Annotated in this window: 12 protein-coding genes; 11 read left to right on the top strand and 1 reads right to left on the bottom strand. The window is 40.1% G+C overall.

The annotated features are described in order from the left end of the window. Positions 1-112: 112 nt before the first annotated feature. Genes T391_RS0106000 through T391_RS0105950 form a run of 11 tightly spaced genes read left to right on the top strand, consistent with a single transcriptional unit; the run spans position 113 to position 13,838 of the window. Positions 113-1,573: a replicative DNA helicase gene (locus tag T391_RS0106000; RefSeq protein ID WP_027327570.1), complete on the top strand. Its 1,461-nt coding sequence runs from the start codon at positions 113-115 to the stop codon at positions 1,571-1,573. Positions 1,574-1,583: 10 nt separating this feature from the next. Then, positions 1,584-5,897 carry an autotransporter outer membrane beta-barrel domain-containing protein gene (locus T391_RS0105995; protein WP_027327569.1) on the top strand — a complete coding sequence of 1,438 codons (4,314 nt, stop codon included), beginning with the start codon at positions 1,584-1,586 and terminating at the stop codon, positions 5,895-5,897. Between the two features lie 10 nt (positions 5,898-5,907). Continuing rightward, positions 5,908-6,132 (top strand): DUF2018 family protein, encoded by a 225-nt coding sequence (locus T391_RS0105990; protein ID WP_027327568.1) that lies wholly within the window; start codon positions 5,908-5,910, stop codon positions 6,130-6,132. Continuing rightward, the gene (locus T391_RS0105985) at positions 6,125-6,511 is read left to right on the top strand and encodes a hypothetical protein (RefSeq protein WP_027327567.1); all 387 of its coding nucleotides are present in this window, start codon (positions 6,125-6,127) and stop codon (positions 6,509-6,511) included. Before T391_RS0105990 ends, T391_RS0105985 begins: the two co-directional genes overlap by 8 nt. A 10-nt stretch (positions 6,512-6,521) precedes the next feature. Continuing rightward, a complete protein-coding gene (locus tag T391_RS0105980; protein ID WP_027327566.1) occupies positions 6,522-7,418 on the top strand; it encodes a polyprenyl synthetase family protein in 897 nt (298 codons plus the stop codon). A gap of 1 nt (position 7,419) precedes the next feature. Further along, positions 7,420-8,706, top strand: a complete 1,287-nt coding sequence (gene hemA / locus T391_RS0105975; RefSeq protein ID WP_027327565.1) for a glutamyl-tRNA reductase — start codon at positions 7,420-7,422, stop codon at positions 8,704-8,706. Positions 8,707-8,717: 11 nt separating this feature from the next. Next, a complete protein-coding gene (locus T391_RS0105970; protein WP_027327564.1) occupies positions 8,718-10,391 on the top strand; it encodes a proline--tRNA ligase in 1,674 nt (557 codons plus the stop codon). 1 nt (position 10,392) lies between these two features. Then, entirely contained in the window at positions 10,393-10,821 is a 429-nt protein-coding gene (locus tag T391_RS0105965) for an FxsA family protein (RefSeq protein ID WP_027327563.1), read from the top strand. Next, positions 10,818-11,762, top strand: a complete 945-nt coding sequence (hemC, locus tag T391_RS0105960) for a hydroxymethylbilane synthase (protein WP_027327562.1) — start codon at positions 10,818-10,820, stop codon at positions 11,760-11,762. Before T391_RS0105965 ends, hemC begins: the two co-directional genes overlap by 4 nt. 16 nt (positions 11,763-11,778) lie before the next feature. Continuing rightward, positions 11,779-12,069, top strand: coding sequence for a thiamine-binding protein (locus T391_RS0105955; protein ID WP_027327561.1), 291 nt, complete (start codon positions 11,779-11,781; stop codon positions 12,067-12,069). A 44-nt stretch (positions 12,070-12,113) separates the two neighbouring features. Continuing rightward, positions 12,114-13,838 (top strand): DUF262 domain-containing protein, encoded by a 1,725-nt coding sequence (locus T391_RS0105950; protein WP_027327560.1) that lies wholly within the window; start codon positions 12,114-12,116, stop codon positions 13,836-13,838. On the opposite strand, the gene T391_RS0105945 is transcribed toward T391_RS0105950, so the two are convergent. Beyond that, positions 13,828-17,694, bottom strand: a complete 3,867-nt coding sequence (locus T391_RS0105945) for an Eco57I restriction-modification methylase domain-containing protein (RefSeq protein ID WP_027327559.1) — start codon at positions 17,692-17,694, stop codon at positions 13,828-13,830. The genes T391_RS0105950 and T391_RS0105945 overlap by 11 nt on opposite strands. Positions 17,695-17,724 lie beyond the last annotated feature (30 nt).

Raw genomic sequence — 17,724 nt, 5'->3', positions numbered from 1 at the left:
TTTTAATTTTGGTGATTATAGAAAAAACAAGCCAACTTACTCAAGCGTTACACTTTTTGTCTAGAATTCCTGTTTTTTGCTGGCACATTGATTTCAACTTCAAAGGATCGGGATGGAAAATTTAGGGCTTCACAATATTGAGCGCTCAGTATTGGCAACGATTTTTTTCAACCCTGATACATTTGAAGATGTTTTCTCTCTTCTACAACCCAAGGATTTTCATGATGCATTTTTTGAACTGATCTTTAAGGTCATATGTCAGCAGCGTGAAGCTCAAAAGCCTATCGATCCAGATCTTCTCTTGCCACTTATTGCTAAGCACAAGCTCTATAATGAAGAAGAGTTTCTCTCTCTCCTAGCAACGCCTCCACTCATCAATCTAGACTTTTATCTCCAAGAGATCAAAAGTGCTTCACTCAAAAGATCTCTTTATCTCATCGCCAATCAGATCGCTTCATCTACAAAGGATCAAAACAAAGAAGCCCAAGACATTCTAGATGAGACAGAAAAACAGCTTTTTGAGCTTTCTTCCCATGGAGAGCTCAAAGACTTTAGACAATCAAATGAGATCATCCAAAGCACTCTAAGTCTAATTCAAGAGCTCAAAGCTAGGGGTAATAATCTCCTTGTGGGACTAAACACTGGATTTGCTGAGCTCAATCGCATCACCACAGGATTTAATCCTGGCGAGCTAATCATCATCGGTGCTAGACCATCGATGGGGAAGACGACTTTTGTGCTCAATATGGTTCAAAAGTTCTTGGCTTCTGGGAAGGGTGTGGCATTTTTTAGTCTTGAGATGCAGGCTGAACATTTGATGCTTAGAATGCTCTCTTCAAGCACATCTATCCCCCTTCAGCGCCTAAGGATTGGAGATCTCACTTCAGAGGAGTGGAGCAATCTTAGTCAGATCTCTGATCATACCGCCTCTCTTCCGCTTTTTATCGATGATAACTCCTTTGTCAGCATCACACAACTTAGAAGCAAAATGCGCAGACTAAAAAACAAGCATCCTCATATCGGAGCATGTGTGGTGGATTATTTGCAGCTTATGAGTGGAAGCAAAAAGGGAGGAGAATCCAAGCGTCAAGAAGAAATCAGTGAGATCTCAAGAGGGCTAAAAATCCTAGCGCGTGAGCTAGAGATCCCCATCATCGCCCTAAGTCAGCTCAATCGTATGCTTGAAAGTCGTGATGATAAGCGCCCGCAACTCTCAGATCTGAGGGAATCTGGAGCGATTGAGCAGGATGCGGATATCATTCTATTTTTGTATCGTGATGATGTTTATCGCAAAAGAGAGGAGAAAGCCAAGGAAGAGCGTGCCAAAAAAGAAGACAAAGCTTACAAATCTCAATTTGTCGAGCGAGATATCGAGCCTGCTGAGATTATCGTGGCCAAAAATAGAAATGGTGAAGTAAAACCTGTTAAAATTCAATTCAACAAAAAATTCATCAGATTTGAAGAGCCTTCCTTTGAAGAAGAGAGGGACTATAAGACGCGCTATGAAAATAGCCAAGAATATATCGATATGAGCGTTGATCCAAGCATCTCGGATATGCCCATCATCCAATAAGGAAGAGACTATGTTGTGTAAAAAGCTTTTGATTTCCTGCGTTGTTTCTACGCTTATTCTTGGTGCTAATGAGGCTGATAAGGAATACCAAGTCAATTTTACAAATGGGGCTGGAGGTAGCTATAAGAAGCCAAGCTTTTCGCCAAACTTTACGGAAGGCAATAACTTTACTTGGAATCAAAGTGATGGGAGTTTGGTCATTAAACCATTCGCACATCAATATTATGTTTCTCCATCAGTGATCGCCCCTATAGTGACAGCAACTTTTACATCTGATAAAGACAACTATGGGATCCTCACACTCAAAACCTTTTCTTTCACCAACGCACCTTTTGGCTCTGAGAAACCCCAAGATCCGACTAAGGATGATGCTGAGAAAAATCAGCTTACCTCATCACGCTTGATTATCAAAAATGGTGCCACAGGATTCAAAGGCTTTGTTCTTGGTGGCAGTGGGGCGAGTGGAGGAGATGTCAATCTCTTTAGTGGAGCACATCTAGGTATTGAGGGATTCACACAGACGACTTTGCAGGGCACGATCAATGTCAGTGCTGGAGGGATCTCAAAGAGCCAGTCCTCTTATGGTTATCTTGGCTCTTCACTCTCAGTTAACTCTGACAAAGACTACTCAACGCTTGCGATCAAATCCACTCTTAATCTCATCACTGATAATGGACTTGATCGCACCAAGGAGCGAGCACAAGCTTCATTTGATGCTAAAGTCAAAGGAAATATTTCTGTAGAGGGTTATGTCTCTGTTGCCAATCAGGCAAAGATTGGATTAGAGGCAGGAAATGCACTCAAGATCTCATCGACTCTAAGCATCAGCGCTCAAGAGATGAGAAAGATCACAAGAGATAGTTTAGGAAATGAAAGTGTTTTGGATGCTGATAGGATGAAGCAAACCAATCTCACTCTCTATGCTCCCAAAATTGAGCTAAATGGAGGGATTGATGTGGGATTGAATGCCAAATCAATCGAAACTAGAGAAAAGAAGCTTGAAAATGGAACTAAGATCACAGAAATCACTCAGCTTCCAAGTGATATCGGAGCTATTGCTGAGATCACAGCAGATATCAAAGCCAAACAAACTTCATCTGGTACTAAACCCCAAGACTGGGAAGAGACCACCAAGGCTCAGTTTCTCCAAACAAGCGGGGGACGCATCAGCATCGGAAAAAACTCTGAAGTCAGGATCAAAACGATCAATAACAAACCAACAGATACTAAAAAAATCTTTGATGACAAAAATCCCTATGCGATCACCCTCTCTTATGTCACCATCCAAGATCAAGAGCAGGGCAATAAACTTCTCAATCTTGATGTCCAAGCACTTTTGCGCTCAACTATTCAGCAAGAAGCAAATAAAACTGGAGAAAAGACAAAAGAAGAGATTGCTGAAGGGGCTGGGAAGATTTTATTTCAAGGGAAATTTGATCTAGGAAAAAATGCAAATGCCAAGATTCAAGCCTATGATGGGTTTGATTTGCATAAAGATTCTGGGTTTTCTCTTGCCAAAAATTCTCTTCTGTGGCTCTCAACTGGGACGAGAGATATCTCTATCACAAATGAAGGTAAGATCGAGGCAAAAGGCGGGGCTTTTGTCCTAGGAGAGGCTTACAAAGGCAGGGGACAAATCAAAACAGAGCTCAAAAACACAGGCAGTATTTTGATCTCTGATTCTAAGCGCAGCACCTCAGATGATACCCCAATCCATCCTCAACCCCCCAAGTCTGATCCAAAGCAAAAAGAAGATAAACCACAAAAAGAACTCGATCCTGCTGGACTTTTCCTTCTTGGACAGCAAAATACGCTAGATAATCAGGGCACACTGATCTTTGATGGCTTTGGCAATCTGACAACCCTCACTTCTAGAAATGATCAAACTACTAGAGATCTAGAGATCAAAAACTCATCAGGCAAAAAGGGAGTGATCGATGTCCGAGGATCAGGCAACTCTATCGTCTCAGGTGGAAATCTCAAGCTCTCCTCTCAAGATATCGCTATCAAATCCAAAACAGTAGAAGAGGGCAAGGAAGATCAAAAAAAGACAGTGACCTATGAGGGTGAATTCATCCTCAGATCCACAAGTCAAAGCCCTTCAAGTCTGATCACTTTTGGAAGTGAAACTCTGGCATCTGGAAGAGATCGAGTAAGTGTCACAGGGGGGACTTTGAGAATCCAAAGCATCCATGCTGGTGTTGATTCTTATAATCTCAGACTTGTTGATACCACTCTTGATCTCAGCAAACTCTCAGTGCAAGAGAAAAATGGTCAGACAGTGTGGGGGGGAGGGGCGTTTGTCAATAAGCGCAATCTTGAGCTTGGAGGCAATGTCAAGATCCATGTTGCTAACAATCAAGGTGCTTTTGCCAATGGAGAGTATCAAGGTAAGGTCACACAATTCAAGTCAGACTTACCTATCATGAAAGTGCGTGGGGACAACTCTATCACCTATCTTGGTGACTCTTCTCAAAGTAAAGATCGCTTCAGCTTTGATAATAATGCCAATCTCCGCCTCTCTTCCAATGCGACATTTTATGTAGGTGGGGATTTCAATAATAATGGCACGACGATTTTTAGTGCTGATCAATTTGGAATCGGATCAATATTGGTCAGTGGAGATTTGATCTTTGATATGACTAATCATCAAGGAGGAGATAAGACAGTCAATCCCCTCATCGCAATCACTCATACCAATTTCTACTCACTTTCGCTAGATCGATATTATGTTCTTTTTCAAAGTCGAGGTCAGATCAAATACCGTGTAGGAAGTGCAGTGATCGATCCTGATGATACCCCTGGTCCCAAGCCTAGAAGCACAACAGGAAATGAAGAGAAAGAAGACACACTCACTTATGCCAAACAGCAAGAATATCTCAAAAAAGAGATTGAAAACTTCATCAATGGAGTGGATGCTTATGAGGGCAATGAAAATAAACTTGGAATCTTCCTCAAGGGACTTGCTCTAGTCGATACAAATAAAGTCGCTTTTGCTGTGGTTCGCAGTGATGCGATTTCTCAGATCACCACTGATGGAAGTCCCACAGGGATGATTGATCAATACTTTGATGTCCTTGCCAAATCTGATGGACAAATTTCGATTAATAAAACTCAAGAGATGATTTCAGCGATCTCTGCGAGCAATCCCACTGCTTTGCAGGTGCTCAATAATGCATTGGAATCAAAAAATATTTTTGAGCTTGAAGTGCTCAAAGACATCGGATCATACAATGTTCCAGCGTTGATCAAAACAGCAAACTCTATTGATCAATCTATGCAAGCTGTAGCCAATCTTCAAAAACCTCTCATTGAGGATTTTCAAAAGATGCAAATCGTGCGTGAAATTGCTGTGCAAAATCGTATGATGCGCTTTTCAAATCCCTATGTCGCTGAGATCGAGCTTGCTCACTATATTCAGAAACTAGCCAAAAATCGCTATGCTCAAGCTGAGCAAGCTCAAGCCTCTGATGTAAGCAATCCTCTAGCACCCTCCTACAATCCTCAAGAAGTAGATGGACTTTCTTATAGGCACAATATTTGGGCATCTGCGATTTCTTCTACGACCAAAGAAGCTCATAATACTTCAGCACTCTATGGAATGAGTGCAGGCTATGAGTATATGCCTATTTCCAATGTTTTGCTAGGAGTTTATGCTGCCTATGGCTACTCTGATTTCAAAAGCTCGATTCTCAAAAACAATGCACACAACATCGATGCGACAATCTATACGCGTCTTTATTATGAAAATTCAGAGGTGGATATCACATTTAGCTATATGCAGGCATTTAATGATGCAAGAGTTGAGGGAGATGATGCTCGTTTGCATCAAAAATTTCAATTCAAAAGCAATGCATTTGACTTTAATCTCAAATATGGCTATATCATCAAGATTCCAAAGGTCAAGGGCTTATTTGTCAAGCCTCAAGGAAGCTATACAGTTTATGGGATCAATATCCCCAATCTTGCTGGCACCTCAAGTGCGCCCATCCTTTTGGATCAACAGTTTAAAGGAGGAATGCTTTTCAATCTTGGAGCAGAGATTAGGCAATATGTCTCAGCCTATTCATTCTTGTATATCCTTCCAAGTTTTGAATACAATCTTGTAAAAGAAGAACAAGCAGGTGTGCATTTTGCTGGAGTACAAAACAAGATCGCATATACTCCGGAAGGACAAGCTAAAGGGCTCTTCTCAATCTATGCTGGAGGCGAGGGATATATCAGTCCAGATTTTTCGATGAATCTCAGTGCAGGCTATAAGGCTGGGCTTGATAAAGAAGAGCATAATGTCAGCATTAGTGCTGGATTTAAATACAAATTCTAAAGGATGATCAATGTTTGATGAAATTTTTGAAGGCGACCCTATCGCGAAATGGAAAGAGATTATTTTCAATGCAAATCCCTCTGTGGTGAGTCAAGAACTGGACAGGATACTTGAAGAGTTGGCACAATATGAGCTTCTCAAAGAGGGGGTTGATCTGACATTTGAAAATCTCAAAAGCACAAAGCAAGATCTAGCGATCCAATCAATGGGCAATATTTTAAGCCAAAATGAATAAACTCTGCCTCCTTCTCTTGAGTGCTTTGATCTGCTATGGAGAAGTAGGTTGGAGTAGCGAGCAAGAGATCTCTCTAGGCAAAGATCAGTCCCATACTCTAAGGCTTCTTGTGGATTCTAATGATCTGCGAGAACTTAGCCTTAAATGGACGCTGTTTGTCGATGGTGGATTGGTGCTTTTGGCAAAATATGATTCTTTTCATCAGCATACAATTCTCTATCAAAAATCCAAAAAAGATGCAATCAGAATCAATCTAAATGCCAAGAGTAGAAGAGGAGTTATCCCTCCCTATGTCGCTATTTTTTTCAAAGGATATGACCAATCCAAAAAAAGTGCCACACTCAAAATCGCAACATATGGCGATGTCTATATTCAGTAAGGAAATAAAGATGCAAGATGTAATCACAACGATGCGGGAAATGATCCAAGATTTTCACAATCCTTTTTTAAATCAAATGTTTGATCAGATCACGCATGGCAAAATGTTGCGTAGCTCTATGGTGCTCTCCATCGCTCCACACAACCAAATGACTATCAAGCTTTGTGCGATTATTGAACTCATCCAGCTTGCCTCACTCTTGCATGATGATGTGATTGATGAGAGTGCTATACGAAGGGGAAAACCATCTCTCAATGTCCAATTTGGCAATAAAAATGCCATTATGCTAGGCGATGCACTTTATGCAAAAGCTTTCTTTCATCTCACTTCATTCCCTCAAGAGATCGCTCAAAGTCTTTCTGGCGCAGTTTGTAAGCTCTCAAATGGAGAAATTTATGATGTGTTTCTCTCACAAGGATTCAATGCATCAAAAGAGCAATATTTTCTTATGATTGAGGAGAAAACAGCCTCTCTTATCGCCTCAAGTGCAGAGTGTGCTGCGATTTTGGCAGGACTTGAATCTGAGGGTTATTTGCACTATGGCAAGTGTTTGGGGATTGCTTTTCAAATCATTGATGATATTTTAGACATTACTCAATCTCAAGAGGTTTTGGGCAAGCCTTCGATGCAGGATTTCAAAGAGGGCAAAACAACGCTTCCTTATCTCTTGCTTTATGAGAATCTCCCTTCCTTAGAAGCCAAAGAAAAACTTCAAAATCTATGTGGCAAAGAGCTTTCTTTGGATGAAAAGCAGTGGATTTTGGATTCTATGGATCAATATCAATGCATCAAGCAAAGTCAGCACTTGGCTCAAGAGATTGCCAAAGATTCTCTCTCAAAGCTCACTTCATCGTATAATCCCAAACTCAAAGAAATCATTAACTCCATGATTCAAAGGAGCTTTTAAGATGTATTGCGTCATTAGTTTTTCTCATAAAAATCTTGATATCTCCACAAGAGAGAAGATCGCTTTGCCACAGGATAAAATCCAAGATTTTTATCACTCTCTTTTTGCCACATTTCCCAATATCCAAGAATGCATTCTTCTTGGCACATGTAATCGCTTTGAATTATTGATGTTTGCACCCTCATACAATGCTCATGCCATCATTGACTTCATCGCATCAGATAGGGAGATTCCCGCTCCACAATTGCGTGCTGGAGCTCAAGTCTTTTTTGAAAAAGAGGCTATTGAGCATATTTTCAGTGTGACAAGTAGTCTAGATAGTCTTGTGATTGGAGAAACTCAAATCACAGGGCAGCTCAAAAGCGCATATAAACTGGCTTTTGATCTTGGATTTTGCAAAAAGCAGCTCACAAGGGTGATGCATTTTGCGTTTAAATGTGCAGCCTTAGTGCGATCTCAGACTCAAATTTCCAAAAACCCTGTCTCCATCTCTTCAGTTGCCATTGTACATTTTCTTAGCCTCTCTCCCATCAAGGACAAAGTCGCTGTCGTAGGGACGGGAGAGATCGGAATCTTGTGTGTCAAATATCTTTTAAGTCATGGCTTTGATGTGCTTTTGCTAAGTCGCACCCTCCAAAATGCTCAAGCTATCCAAGATGAACTTCAAAATGAGCATCTCAGTATCGCCTCCTTTGGACAGCTTCCAGAGGTCATCAATAGTGTGCGCTATCTCTTCTGTGCCACGGGAGCCCCACATACCATCATCACACATGATATGATTCATCCTTGTGAGTTTGGGCGTATTTGGTTTGATTTGGCACTTCCAAGAGATATCGATCATATTGAACGCGAAGATATTTCGCTCTTTGTGATTGATGATCTTCAGGAAGTTGCACTTGAGAATAAAAGCAAGCGCGAGGAAGAACTCCAAAAAGCTCATCACATCATTAGCGAGCAAGTTGTGCTTTTTGAGCAATGGCTCAAGAGTCTTGATGTCGAACCTTTGATCAAGGCTTTTAGAGACAAAGCCAAACAATGCTGTCTTGATGAGATAGAGCGCTCACTCAAAAAGGGATTTATCACCAAAGATGAAGAAGATAGAGTTGTGAGAATCTTGCACAATGCATTCAATAAATTTCTCCATCACCCAACAAGCTATATCAAAACGATCAAAGAAAGCCCTGAGAGTGATTTCATCATCGAAAATGTCAAAAAACTCTTTGATCTTGAAGGAGAGGAATTTTTCCAAAACCCATACAAATGCGAAAGACACAACAAAAACGATTAAAGGATACAAATATGAGGATGAGCAAAAGCTTTATCTATACGACCAAAGAAACCCCAAAAGATGCAGAACTCAAAAGCCATCAATATCTTCTAAGAGGAGGATATATCCAGCAAGTGGGCTCAGGGATCTATAATCTTTTGCCACTTGGAGATAGAGTGCTTGAAAACATCAAATCCGTGATTCAAAAACATATGAATAAGTCAGGGGCTCAGGAGCTGACTTTGGGGTTTGTGACTCCTGCATCATTTTGGCAAAAGTCTGGGCGCTATGAAAAATATGGCAAAGAACTTTTGAGGTTTAAAGACAGAAAAGATCAAGACTTTGTGCTTGGCCCCACTTATGAGGAGGGGATCGTGGAGTGCATCAAGGGAGTGGTCAAAAGCTATAAACAGCTCCCTATCAATCTCTATCAGATTCATTTGAAATTTAGAGATGAAGTGCGTCCAAGATTTGGACTGATACGAGGGCGTGAGTTTGTGATGAAAGATGCTTATAGTTTCCACTCTAGCACACAAGATCTTGATAGAGAGTTTGATTTGATGGAGCAGACTTATAGGGCGATTTTTGATGAGCTAGGGATCAAGTATGCTGTAGTGGAGGCAGATAGTGGAGCTATTGGTGGAAGTGGGAGCAAGGAATTTATGCTTTTGGCAGAATGTGGAGAGGACACACTGATCACCTGTCCTTCTTGTGGATATGCGAGTAATATCGAGGCTGCTAGACGACATCCAAGACAAACCACGCCTCTCTCTATGCAACCTCAAAAAATCCACACTCCCAATCTTAAAACCATCAATGAACTCAGCAATCATCTCAATCTCCCCTCTGAAGTGATTCTAAAATGCATCATCAAAGGTGTAAAGACACTTAGTGGGAATAAAACGGCTTTATTTTTTGTGCTAGGAGATGATGAACTAGAGGAAACAAAGGCATTAAATGCTTTAAGCAAAAGAGATGGTGAAGTTTTGGAGCTATTTGATCTGGATATGCAGAGTATGCAGGATTTTAAGCTTGGCTTTGTGGGACTTGGAGCAGAGGCGGATTTTGTGATTTTTGATGAGGCGATTGAAGTGGGGAAAACCTATCTAAGTGGAGCCAATGAGCAAGACTATCATCAAATTTGTGATTTTCAAGGAGGGGATCAAGATGATCTAGTATTGATTAGAGAGGGAGATGAGTGTCCAAACTGCTCTGCAAAGATGCGTTATCAAAAGGGGATTGAAGTGGGGCATATTTTTAAGCTTGGCACAAAATATTCTGATCCTATGGGAGCGACATTTCTAGATCAAAATGGCAAAGCTCAACCCTTTATCATGGGATGCTATGGAATCGGAGTCTCACGAATCCTCTCAGCCTTTATCGAACAAAATCACGATGAGAGAGGAATCATCTGGAATGAAGTTTTAGCCCCGTTTGAATGTATGGTGATTGTCTCAAATATCAAAAATCAAGCCCAAAGAGAGGAAGGAGAAAAGATCTATGAGCATTTGATCGCTCAAGGAAAGAGAGTTTTGTTTGATGAGAGAGATGAGCGCTTTGGAGTAAAAATGAGTGATTTTGAGCTACTGGGAATCCCGCAAGCGATCTTGGTCGGCAAAGAGCTCGAGAGTGGGAAGATCGAACTCATTGATCGCAAAACTTTGTCCAAACAAAGCCTTTCTTTTGAGGCATTTTTGGGAGAATAAAATGCGATTTTTGATCTTTTTTGTGATTTTGTTTTTTGTAGAGCTTGGGGGTTTTGTCGCATTTAGTGAGAGTTTTGGGTTTTTTACCTTGGTGTTAGAGATTATCTTCAGTGGTCTCTTGGGTGTGTTTTTGATTTTTTCTACACTTTCTGGGAGCAATGAGAGCATCATCGAGCTTTTGAGGGGTGCAAGGGATCCCAAAGAAGTTTTGGCTTCCAATCTTGCCAAAGTCTTTGGTGGGATTTTGCTCATCATCCCTGGGTTGCTTAGTGATTGTCTTGGGATCTTGCTGTATTTTGGGATTTTAGATTCTATTTTGGCAAGTTTTTTGGGAAAGGCGACGATCAAAACTTCATTTACACATCAATCACGCCAAGATGAAATCATCGATGTAGAAGTGATCGAAGAAAAAGAAAGGATACAAAAGTGAGAAAAATCATCATCGGCAGTAGGGGAAGTCTCCTAGCTCTTTGGCAAGCCAACCATATCGCTCAAAGACTAAAAGAAGAGCATGGCTTAGAATCTGAGATCAAAATCGTCAAAACACGGGGTGATAAGATCTTAGATGTGCCTTTGGCAAAGATTGGAGGAAAGGGGCTTTTTACTAAGGAGCTTGAAGAGTTGCTTTTGAGTGGTGAGATCGATATCGCTGTGCATAGCCTCAAAGATGTGCCTGTGGAGTTCCCAGATGGACTGTCTTTGGTCGCTATTACTAAACGAGAAGATGTGAGAGATTGCTTTGTGAGTGAGAAGTATCCAAGTCTTGAGGCACTGCCTTTGGGTGCAAGGGTGGGCACAACTTCTCTTAGGCGCACGATGCAGCTTAAGATCATCCGCCCAGATCTAGATACTCAAAGCCTAAGAGGCAATGTCCAAACGCGTCTTCAGAGACTAAGAGATGGGGAGTTTGATGCGATCATTTTGGCACTTGCAGGAATCAAGAGGCTAGAGATTGAAGGAGAGCTTAGATATGCCAAGCCTTTAGAGATCCAAGAGATGATCCCAGCAATGGGGCAGGGGGCGTTGGGGATTGAATGCAGGAGCGATAGTGAGTTTTGGGAGATTTTGTGCAAGCTCAATGATGAAAAAACGCAGATTTTTTGTGAGTGTGAGAGAGAGTTTATCAAATGCTTAGAGGGTGGATGTCAGGTGCCAATCGGCGTGCATGCAAACCTCAATGCAGATCATAAGCTTGTCCTTGTGGCAAAGATTGGGTTACCTGATGGAAGTGAGGTGCTAAGTGAGATGATGGAAGGAGAGATTGAAAATCATTTGCAAATCGCACAAAGCTTGGCTCAGAGGATGATTGCTCGTGGGGCAAAAGAGTTGCTTCAGAGGGCAGAAAAAATGGCTTTTGAATCATTGAAGTAAATCAAGGAGAGGAAATATGGCAGTTTTACTAGAGTTGAGTATCTTTAGTATTCATGGAGAGATCAGCAAGAGAGAGGAGGTAGCAAAAGTTTTGAGGGCATGGGAGAGAAATGGAATCAAAGCTCATCTCAACGCCATGGGAAGTGTAGTGGAAGCAGCAGATATGCAGGAGGCTTTGAAGGCGATTGAGATCGCCAACTCTTGTATGGATTGCAGGCGATATTATGTAATCGCTAAGTTTGACTGCTATCCTGAGAGGGAAAATATGCTTGAGGGAAGAGTGGAGAGGGTGCTAGAGGAGGTGTAGTCTTTAAATAAAATCAGAAGGTATAAATCATTAAGGATCCAAGAATGCCAAAAAATTATTTAGAAACAAAAAATATTAAATTATTTGAGCTTTTGAGCAATGGAAAATCCTATAGTGTTCCTCAATATCAGAGAGATTATTCGTGGAATACAGATCAGTGGGAAGATCTTCTTGAAGATATTTATAGACTTACTGAATATGATTTGCATTATATGGGAACTATAGTTTTGCAATTTTCTGATGATGGCAAAGAAATGGTCATTATCGATGGACAGCAAAGAATTACAACATTGAGCATACTTATTGTCTCTGTAATTTCGATTCTTAAAGATTTGATTTCTCAGAACATTGATAAGGAAGAAAATCTGCAAAGAATCAAAGCTCTTGAAACATATGTATGCAAACAAAGTGCTTCAACACTTGTCAAAAAACCAAGACTTCAACTCAATGATCACAATAATTCTTTTTTTCATCAATATGTCATTAATCTTGAAAATTTACCAAGTGAGGTAAAAAAGAAGAGTTCATCTAGCAATCAACTCATTTATAAATCTTTAGTGTTTTTTAAAGAAAAATTGATGGAATATTTCATTCAGAATAAAATTGAAAAAAATGCTGAGAAGATTGTTGCTTATATTGAAATGATTTTAGAGAAGATTTGTTTTATACAAATTGCCGTTGAAGATGAATTAAATGCCTATACTTTATTTGAAACACTGAATGCTAGGGGAGTAGAGCTCACAGCAACAGATTTGCTTAAAAATTACCTTTTTTCATTAAGTGATAGTGAAAGTATTAAAATTATGCAAATAGATTGGAGAGATATTACTGAACGAATTAAAAATCAAGATATGCCTCAATTCTTGAGATATTACATCAATTCTCATCAGGATTTTATTACAGAATCTCAGCTCTTCAAAACTATTAGTAGGCAAATCAAAAATGGAGCAGAGGCCTATAGTTTCATTCAAAACTTAAAAAGATTTTGCATTATCTATAGAGCCTTAAGAGATTCAGAAGATGATCTTTGGAAAGAAGCTGGAGAATTTCTTGAAATCAAAAAAAGGCTCGAAGAATTAAAACTTTTCAAAATGCAACAACATATTCCTCTGCTGATGTCGGCCTACGATAAAATTTTTCCTAAAAAACCGCATGAATTTGTCCGAATATTGGAAATTTGTTCTGTCATTGTTTTTAGATATGTCGTCATTGGGAAGCGTCAAACTAAGGATATGGAAAAAGCTTTTAATAAATGTTCGATAAAAATTGCAAATGAAGAAATTTCAACAGCAAGAGAAGTTTTTGAAAATCTCAAAAAGCTCTATATTGATGATGAAACTTTTGAAAAAGAGTTTAGCTCGCGCAGTATTAATTTTGATTCAAATCCAAAACTGATTTATTATATTCTTGAGAAGCTTGAGTGTCAATTTGCAAATACAAAAAACAAAACAACTGGTGAAAATATTAGTGTTGAACACATCCTTCCTAAAACAATGACGGAATATTGGGAGCAGTATTTTTCTTTTGAAGAACATGAGCATTTTGTATCAAGATTGGGAAATTTTGTTCTACTTGATCGAAAAGTCAATAGAGATCTTGGACAAAAGGATTATCCTACAAAATGTGAAGTATTTGCAAAATCTCCATTTGCGATAACCTCACAAATAATTACCGATAACAAATATGAGGAATGGAACCCTCAAAACATTAGAAAAAACCAAGAAAATTACGCAAAACATGCAAAGCAAATATGGAAACTCAGCTTTTAATTTCCACATCCTCCCACAAGCTCTTGAGCAACTCAATATAGTGAGGTTGTTTGGTGGAGAGGACTTTGAATATAGAGAGAAGGGCGATCAACTCTTCTTTGTCTAGCCCATAGAGTTTGGCAATCAAAATGTCATTGGTGGCTTTGAGTGTGAGATAAGACTTTTCAGTCCTAGGGATTGAGAGAGGTTCTCCGCCCAAGCCATAGCTTCCTTGGTGTTTGCTCACTTGCACCCACTCTTTTGAGCCAAAGAGAGGATCGAGAGAGGCAAAATGCCCACTTTTGTCATTGTAGCGTTGGAGTGCTAAAGAATTGCGTGTGATAGTGGTGTAGAGGGGATTTGAGCGAATTTCCTCTGCTGTGGGTTGAGGGAATGGAATACGCTCCAAATAAATCTTATTAAAATTGATTTGTACCATACTTCGCACCACAAAATCCACCACAAGTGAGTTAAATACCCCTAAAGCAAAGAGAATCTTCTCGATCTCTATGCTTTGGATTCCCACACTCTTTTCCATAATCTGATAGGTTTTGGGGACATTGACAAACATACTATTCCCCACGCCACAAGCTTGATGCAAGAGTGAAAATATCGCTGTGCGTTCATCTGTATCTCTTGCTATCCCTCTAAACCCAAGACGGATAAACTCTCGATCATAGGCAATCAACTCTAAAGGAATCAAAGAGTGCTTGGAGCAAAAATTCATAAAGTCTTTTTCACTCATTTCTAGATCTTGTTTGAGGCGATAGAGTTCTTTACTACTTAGTCGCTTATCAAAATCTTGTGGATTGAGAAAGTAAGTGGAGGGAGCGAACTCGCAGTCATTTTGATGAATCATCTTACCCTCATAGAGAGGGAGAAGTCCCTCTTGGCTAGATTCTATAAACAAATCTTTGTCGTCTGTCATATGTAGTTCCCTGCGGAAATCAAGCCACTCCAAAGAGAGGGGAGGGAAGGCTTGATGGGATTTGAGAAGGAGGTTTAGCATCTCTTGGTTTCGCACTTCAGGCAGTGCGAGTTGAGAAGGAGAGAGGGTAGAAATCTCTTGAAAGGTAAAAGTGATTGGCTCTTGGGTGTAGAGAGAATCTATTTGTGTGAGATAGGACATCGTTTGGATCATATGATTTGAAGCTGGAGGGTAGGAGAGAATCTGCATCAAGGCAAATTTATATCTTGAATCAACATCAGGGAAGATTCCCTCACGATTTTCAAAGCTATAAAAATATGTGAGGGTTTTTTCTTCTAAGATGTGTTTCCTTAGATCCAAACTCCCCTCCTCATACATCAAAGCACTAGGCAGGACATAGTTGAGGGAAGAGTGGGGAGAGAGCAAGGAGAGGTTACGCTCTACAAAAAGTCTAAACAGATTAAAATCCCCAATTCCGTAATTGAGGGGGTAATGAGATTTGTAATAGATTTTTAGGGCTTCGATATGAGCCTTGCTCTCCTCGTAGAGCTTGGCGATATGGGGTTTGGAGAGAAGATCAAGTTTGAGAGATTTTTTCTCACTTGCTTTTTTGGTGCGATAATCGCTAATGAATTGAGGAAAAAAGTCGTCATCACCGATTTTTATTTTGTCCCATGGTGGATTTCCGATAATGCAGTCAAAGCCTCTTTTCTCTCCTGAAAAAACTTCTGGAAAAGCAATTTCATAATGAAAGAATCTGTATTTTTTGCTTAGAGATTCAATGATGGGTTTGAGGTTGTGAAACTCTTGATTGGGTGTGAGGATGGATTGGATGAAGTCTAGCTCTTTGCCTTGGAATCTTGCTCTATCTTCTGGGGTGAAGAAGTCTTGGGCGGTGAGAAAATCAAGGGCTAGAGAGAGTGTGGAGAGCTTGGGAGTGATTTCTTGAGAGTAGAGAGCTTTGCTTGTTTTGATCTCTTCTTCTGTGGTGTCTTTGAGGGAGTTGAGGGTGGAGAAAACCTCTGTGAGAGAGTTAAAGTGCTCCATAAAATCATAGAAAAAGAGGTTTTGGGAGGTTTGCTTCTCATAAAAGGATTTGAACTCTTTGATGCTTGAGCCTACAAGGGCATTTCCGCATTTGATGTGATGCTCGATAAAACTTAGGGGTGTGCCAAAGATGAAGCTATCAATCCAAAGAGAAAGCTTAGTAAGCTCGACGCTGAAAGGATTGAGATCGATGCCATAAATCATTCGCTTGAGCAAAAGGCGTTTGATGATGTCGCCCTCATCGACTTCATAGTCTGTGATGTAAGCAGAAGTGTTGTCTTTGATACTTTGGGCTTCTTTTTCATAGAGGGCTTTGAAACTTGGAAAATCTTCAAAGTGAGTGATGATATGCTCTGTGATGGTGTTGAGTGCTTGGATGAGGAAGTGTCCGCTTCCACAGGCATTGTCCAAGATCTTGTAATCTAGGATATTTTGATCTGTGATTTTTAGAGCATGGGTGGCAAGATAGGAAGTGAGTGATGTGGGGGTGTAGAAACTTGCTGTGCTTTTTCTGGAGTTACTTGTGTTTTTGAGATAGAGCTCTCCTTTGGGGTAGAAAGTGCATTTGCTGATTTTGTGCTTTTTGCTTAGAAGTGCGTAATCATAAGCATCAAAGTAGCCTTCTATGTTTTTACTTTTGCCCTCAGAGTAGAGAAGATAGTAGGTGTCTTCTTGAGCCACTTCAAAGAAATAGGAGAGTAGTCCCTCATAGATTGTGCCTAGATGGGTGATGGAGAGGGTTTTGTAGTCTCTCCTGTATTCTTTGCCCTCTAAGGTGATGAAAAAGAGGCTATGTAAGATTTCATATAGATCAAGGTTGCTGAAGAGCTTGGGAGTATTGAGGGCTTTGGAGCGAGTGGTGTCAAACAATCCTCCATTGAAGATGGGCATATCATAGTTTGGTTCTCCTTTGTCAAAGATGGAAAAGATCCAGTTGAGTTTGACTAGAGCGTCGTGTTTGTCAGGATTGTTTTGTGCGATGGTGAGAAGGTTTTGGATAGAGATGTGATCGTTGTAGTAGGAGTGTTTTTGCAAAAGAGGGGAGAATTTATCCTCAAAATAGGCGATGAATAAAAGGCGGAAGATGAAATAAATGGAGTCTTGATATACCTCATCTAGTGGAAGTGTGGGGTTTTTGGCATAAATACAAGAGCCGATCTTCTCAAAAATAGAATCTTTGCCATTGATTCCATAAATGAGAGATTTGAGATCATCTTCGATTTTGGTTTTGGCTGTGGTGTTTTGAGCAAAAAGGGTTTGGATAGGCTCTTGGGCTTGAGGGGTGGATATGAAGTTTTGGGCATTGAAAATGAAATAAAAATATTTGAAAGCCTCGATATCCCCTCTTTGAAGGATTGCTTCAAGATTGATTTCATAAAAGATTTTTTGGCTAGAGAGCTTTGAGTTGTCATAAAACCTCCAAGCCCATCCATTTGTCAAGAATCCAAAATCAAGCTTGAGATTGTTGAGATAGCGGAGGATTTGAAAGTGGGGATTGTCTTTGACTTTTTTGTTGTCAATGGCGACATCATAGGCTTTGGATTCTAAGATCACATTGATAAAAGAATTGCTAGATGGGCGAGAGGATTTGGGAAACTTTTCATAGGATTTTTTGGCTTCTTTGGAGGAGAAGAGGAGGAAATCGGGCTTTTCAAGTTTGCCTTGGATGATTTTTTCTTCTTGGCGGATTGTGTGCCAACCCAAAATCTCCAAAACTTCAGAGATGAAGTCATCTTCAAATTGATGTTCATTTTGAGAAGTGAATTTGGCTGTGTCATAGAGGGCTTGGATTTTGGAGAAAATGGGAGTGAGATCTTGTTTGAAATCATAGAGTTTTGGAAATTCTTCTTGCAATGTGTAAGAGGTGAAGAGATTATTGGTGAGAAAATAAAAATCTTGCATTTTGAGCCTTGTTTATTGTGATGAAAAGAA

It is taken from the genome of Helicobacter pametensis ATCC 51478, from assembly GCF_000518225.1.
Taxonomy (GTDB): domain Bacteria; phylum Campylobacterota; class Campylobacteria; order Campylobacterales; family Helicobacteraceae; genus Helicobacter_G; species Helicobacter_G pametensis.
This window is presented reverse-complemented; position numbering and strand designations above follow the sequence as displayed.

Bases quoted from the DNA above. Each gene is read 5' to 3' on its own strand.
- hemA (WP_027327565.1), top strand. From the start codon at position 7,420: ATGTATTGCGTCATTAGTTTTTCTCATAAAAATCTTGATATCTCCACA.
- T391_RS0106000 (WP_027327570.1), top strand. From the start codon at position 113: ATGGAAAATTTAGGGCTTCACAATATTGAGCGCTCAGTATTGGCAACG.
- T391_RS0105980 (WP_027327566.1), top strand. From the start codon at position 6,522: ATGCAAGATGTAATCACAACGATGCGGGAAATGATCCAAGATTTTCAC.
- T391_RS0105995 (WP_027327569.1), top strand. From the start codon at position 1,584: ATGTTGTGTAAAAAGCTTTTGATTTCCTGCGTTGTTTCTACGCTTATT.
- T391_RS0105955 (WP_027327561.1), top strand. From the start codon at position 11,779: ATGGCAGTTTTACTAGAGTTGAGTATCTTTAGTATTCATGGAGAGATC.
- T391_RS0105985 (WP_027327567.1), top strand. From the start codon at position 6,125: ATGAATAAACTCTGCCTCCTTCTCTTGAGTGCTTTGATCTGCTATGGA.
- T391_RS0105970 (WP_027327564.1), top strand. From the start codon at position 8,718: ATGAGGATGAGCAAAAGCTTTATCTATACGACCAAAGAAACCCCAAAA.
- T391_RS0105950 (WP_027327560.1), top strand. From the start codon at position 12,114: ATGCCAAAAAATTATTTAGAAACAAAAAATATTAAATTATTTGAGCTT.
- T391_RS0105990 (WP_027327568.1), top strand. From the start codon at position 5,908: ATGTTTGATGAAATTTTTGAAGGCGACCCTATCGCGAAATGGAAAGAG.
- T391_RS0105945 (WP_027327559.1), bottom strand. From the start codon at position 17,694: ATGCAAGATTTTTATTTTCTCACCAATAATCTCTTCACCTCTTACACA.
- T391_RS0105965 (WP_027327563.1), top strand. From the start codon at position 10,393: ATGCGATTTTTGATCTTTTTTGTGATTTTGTTTTTTGTAGAGCTTGGG.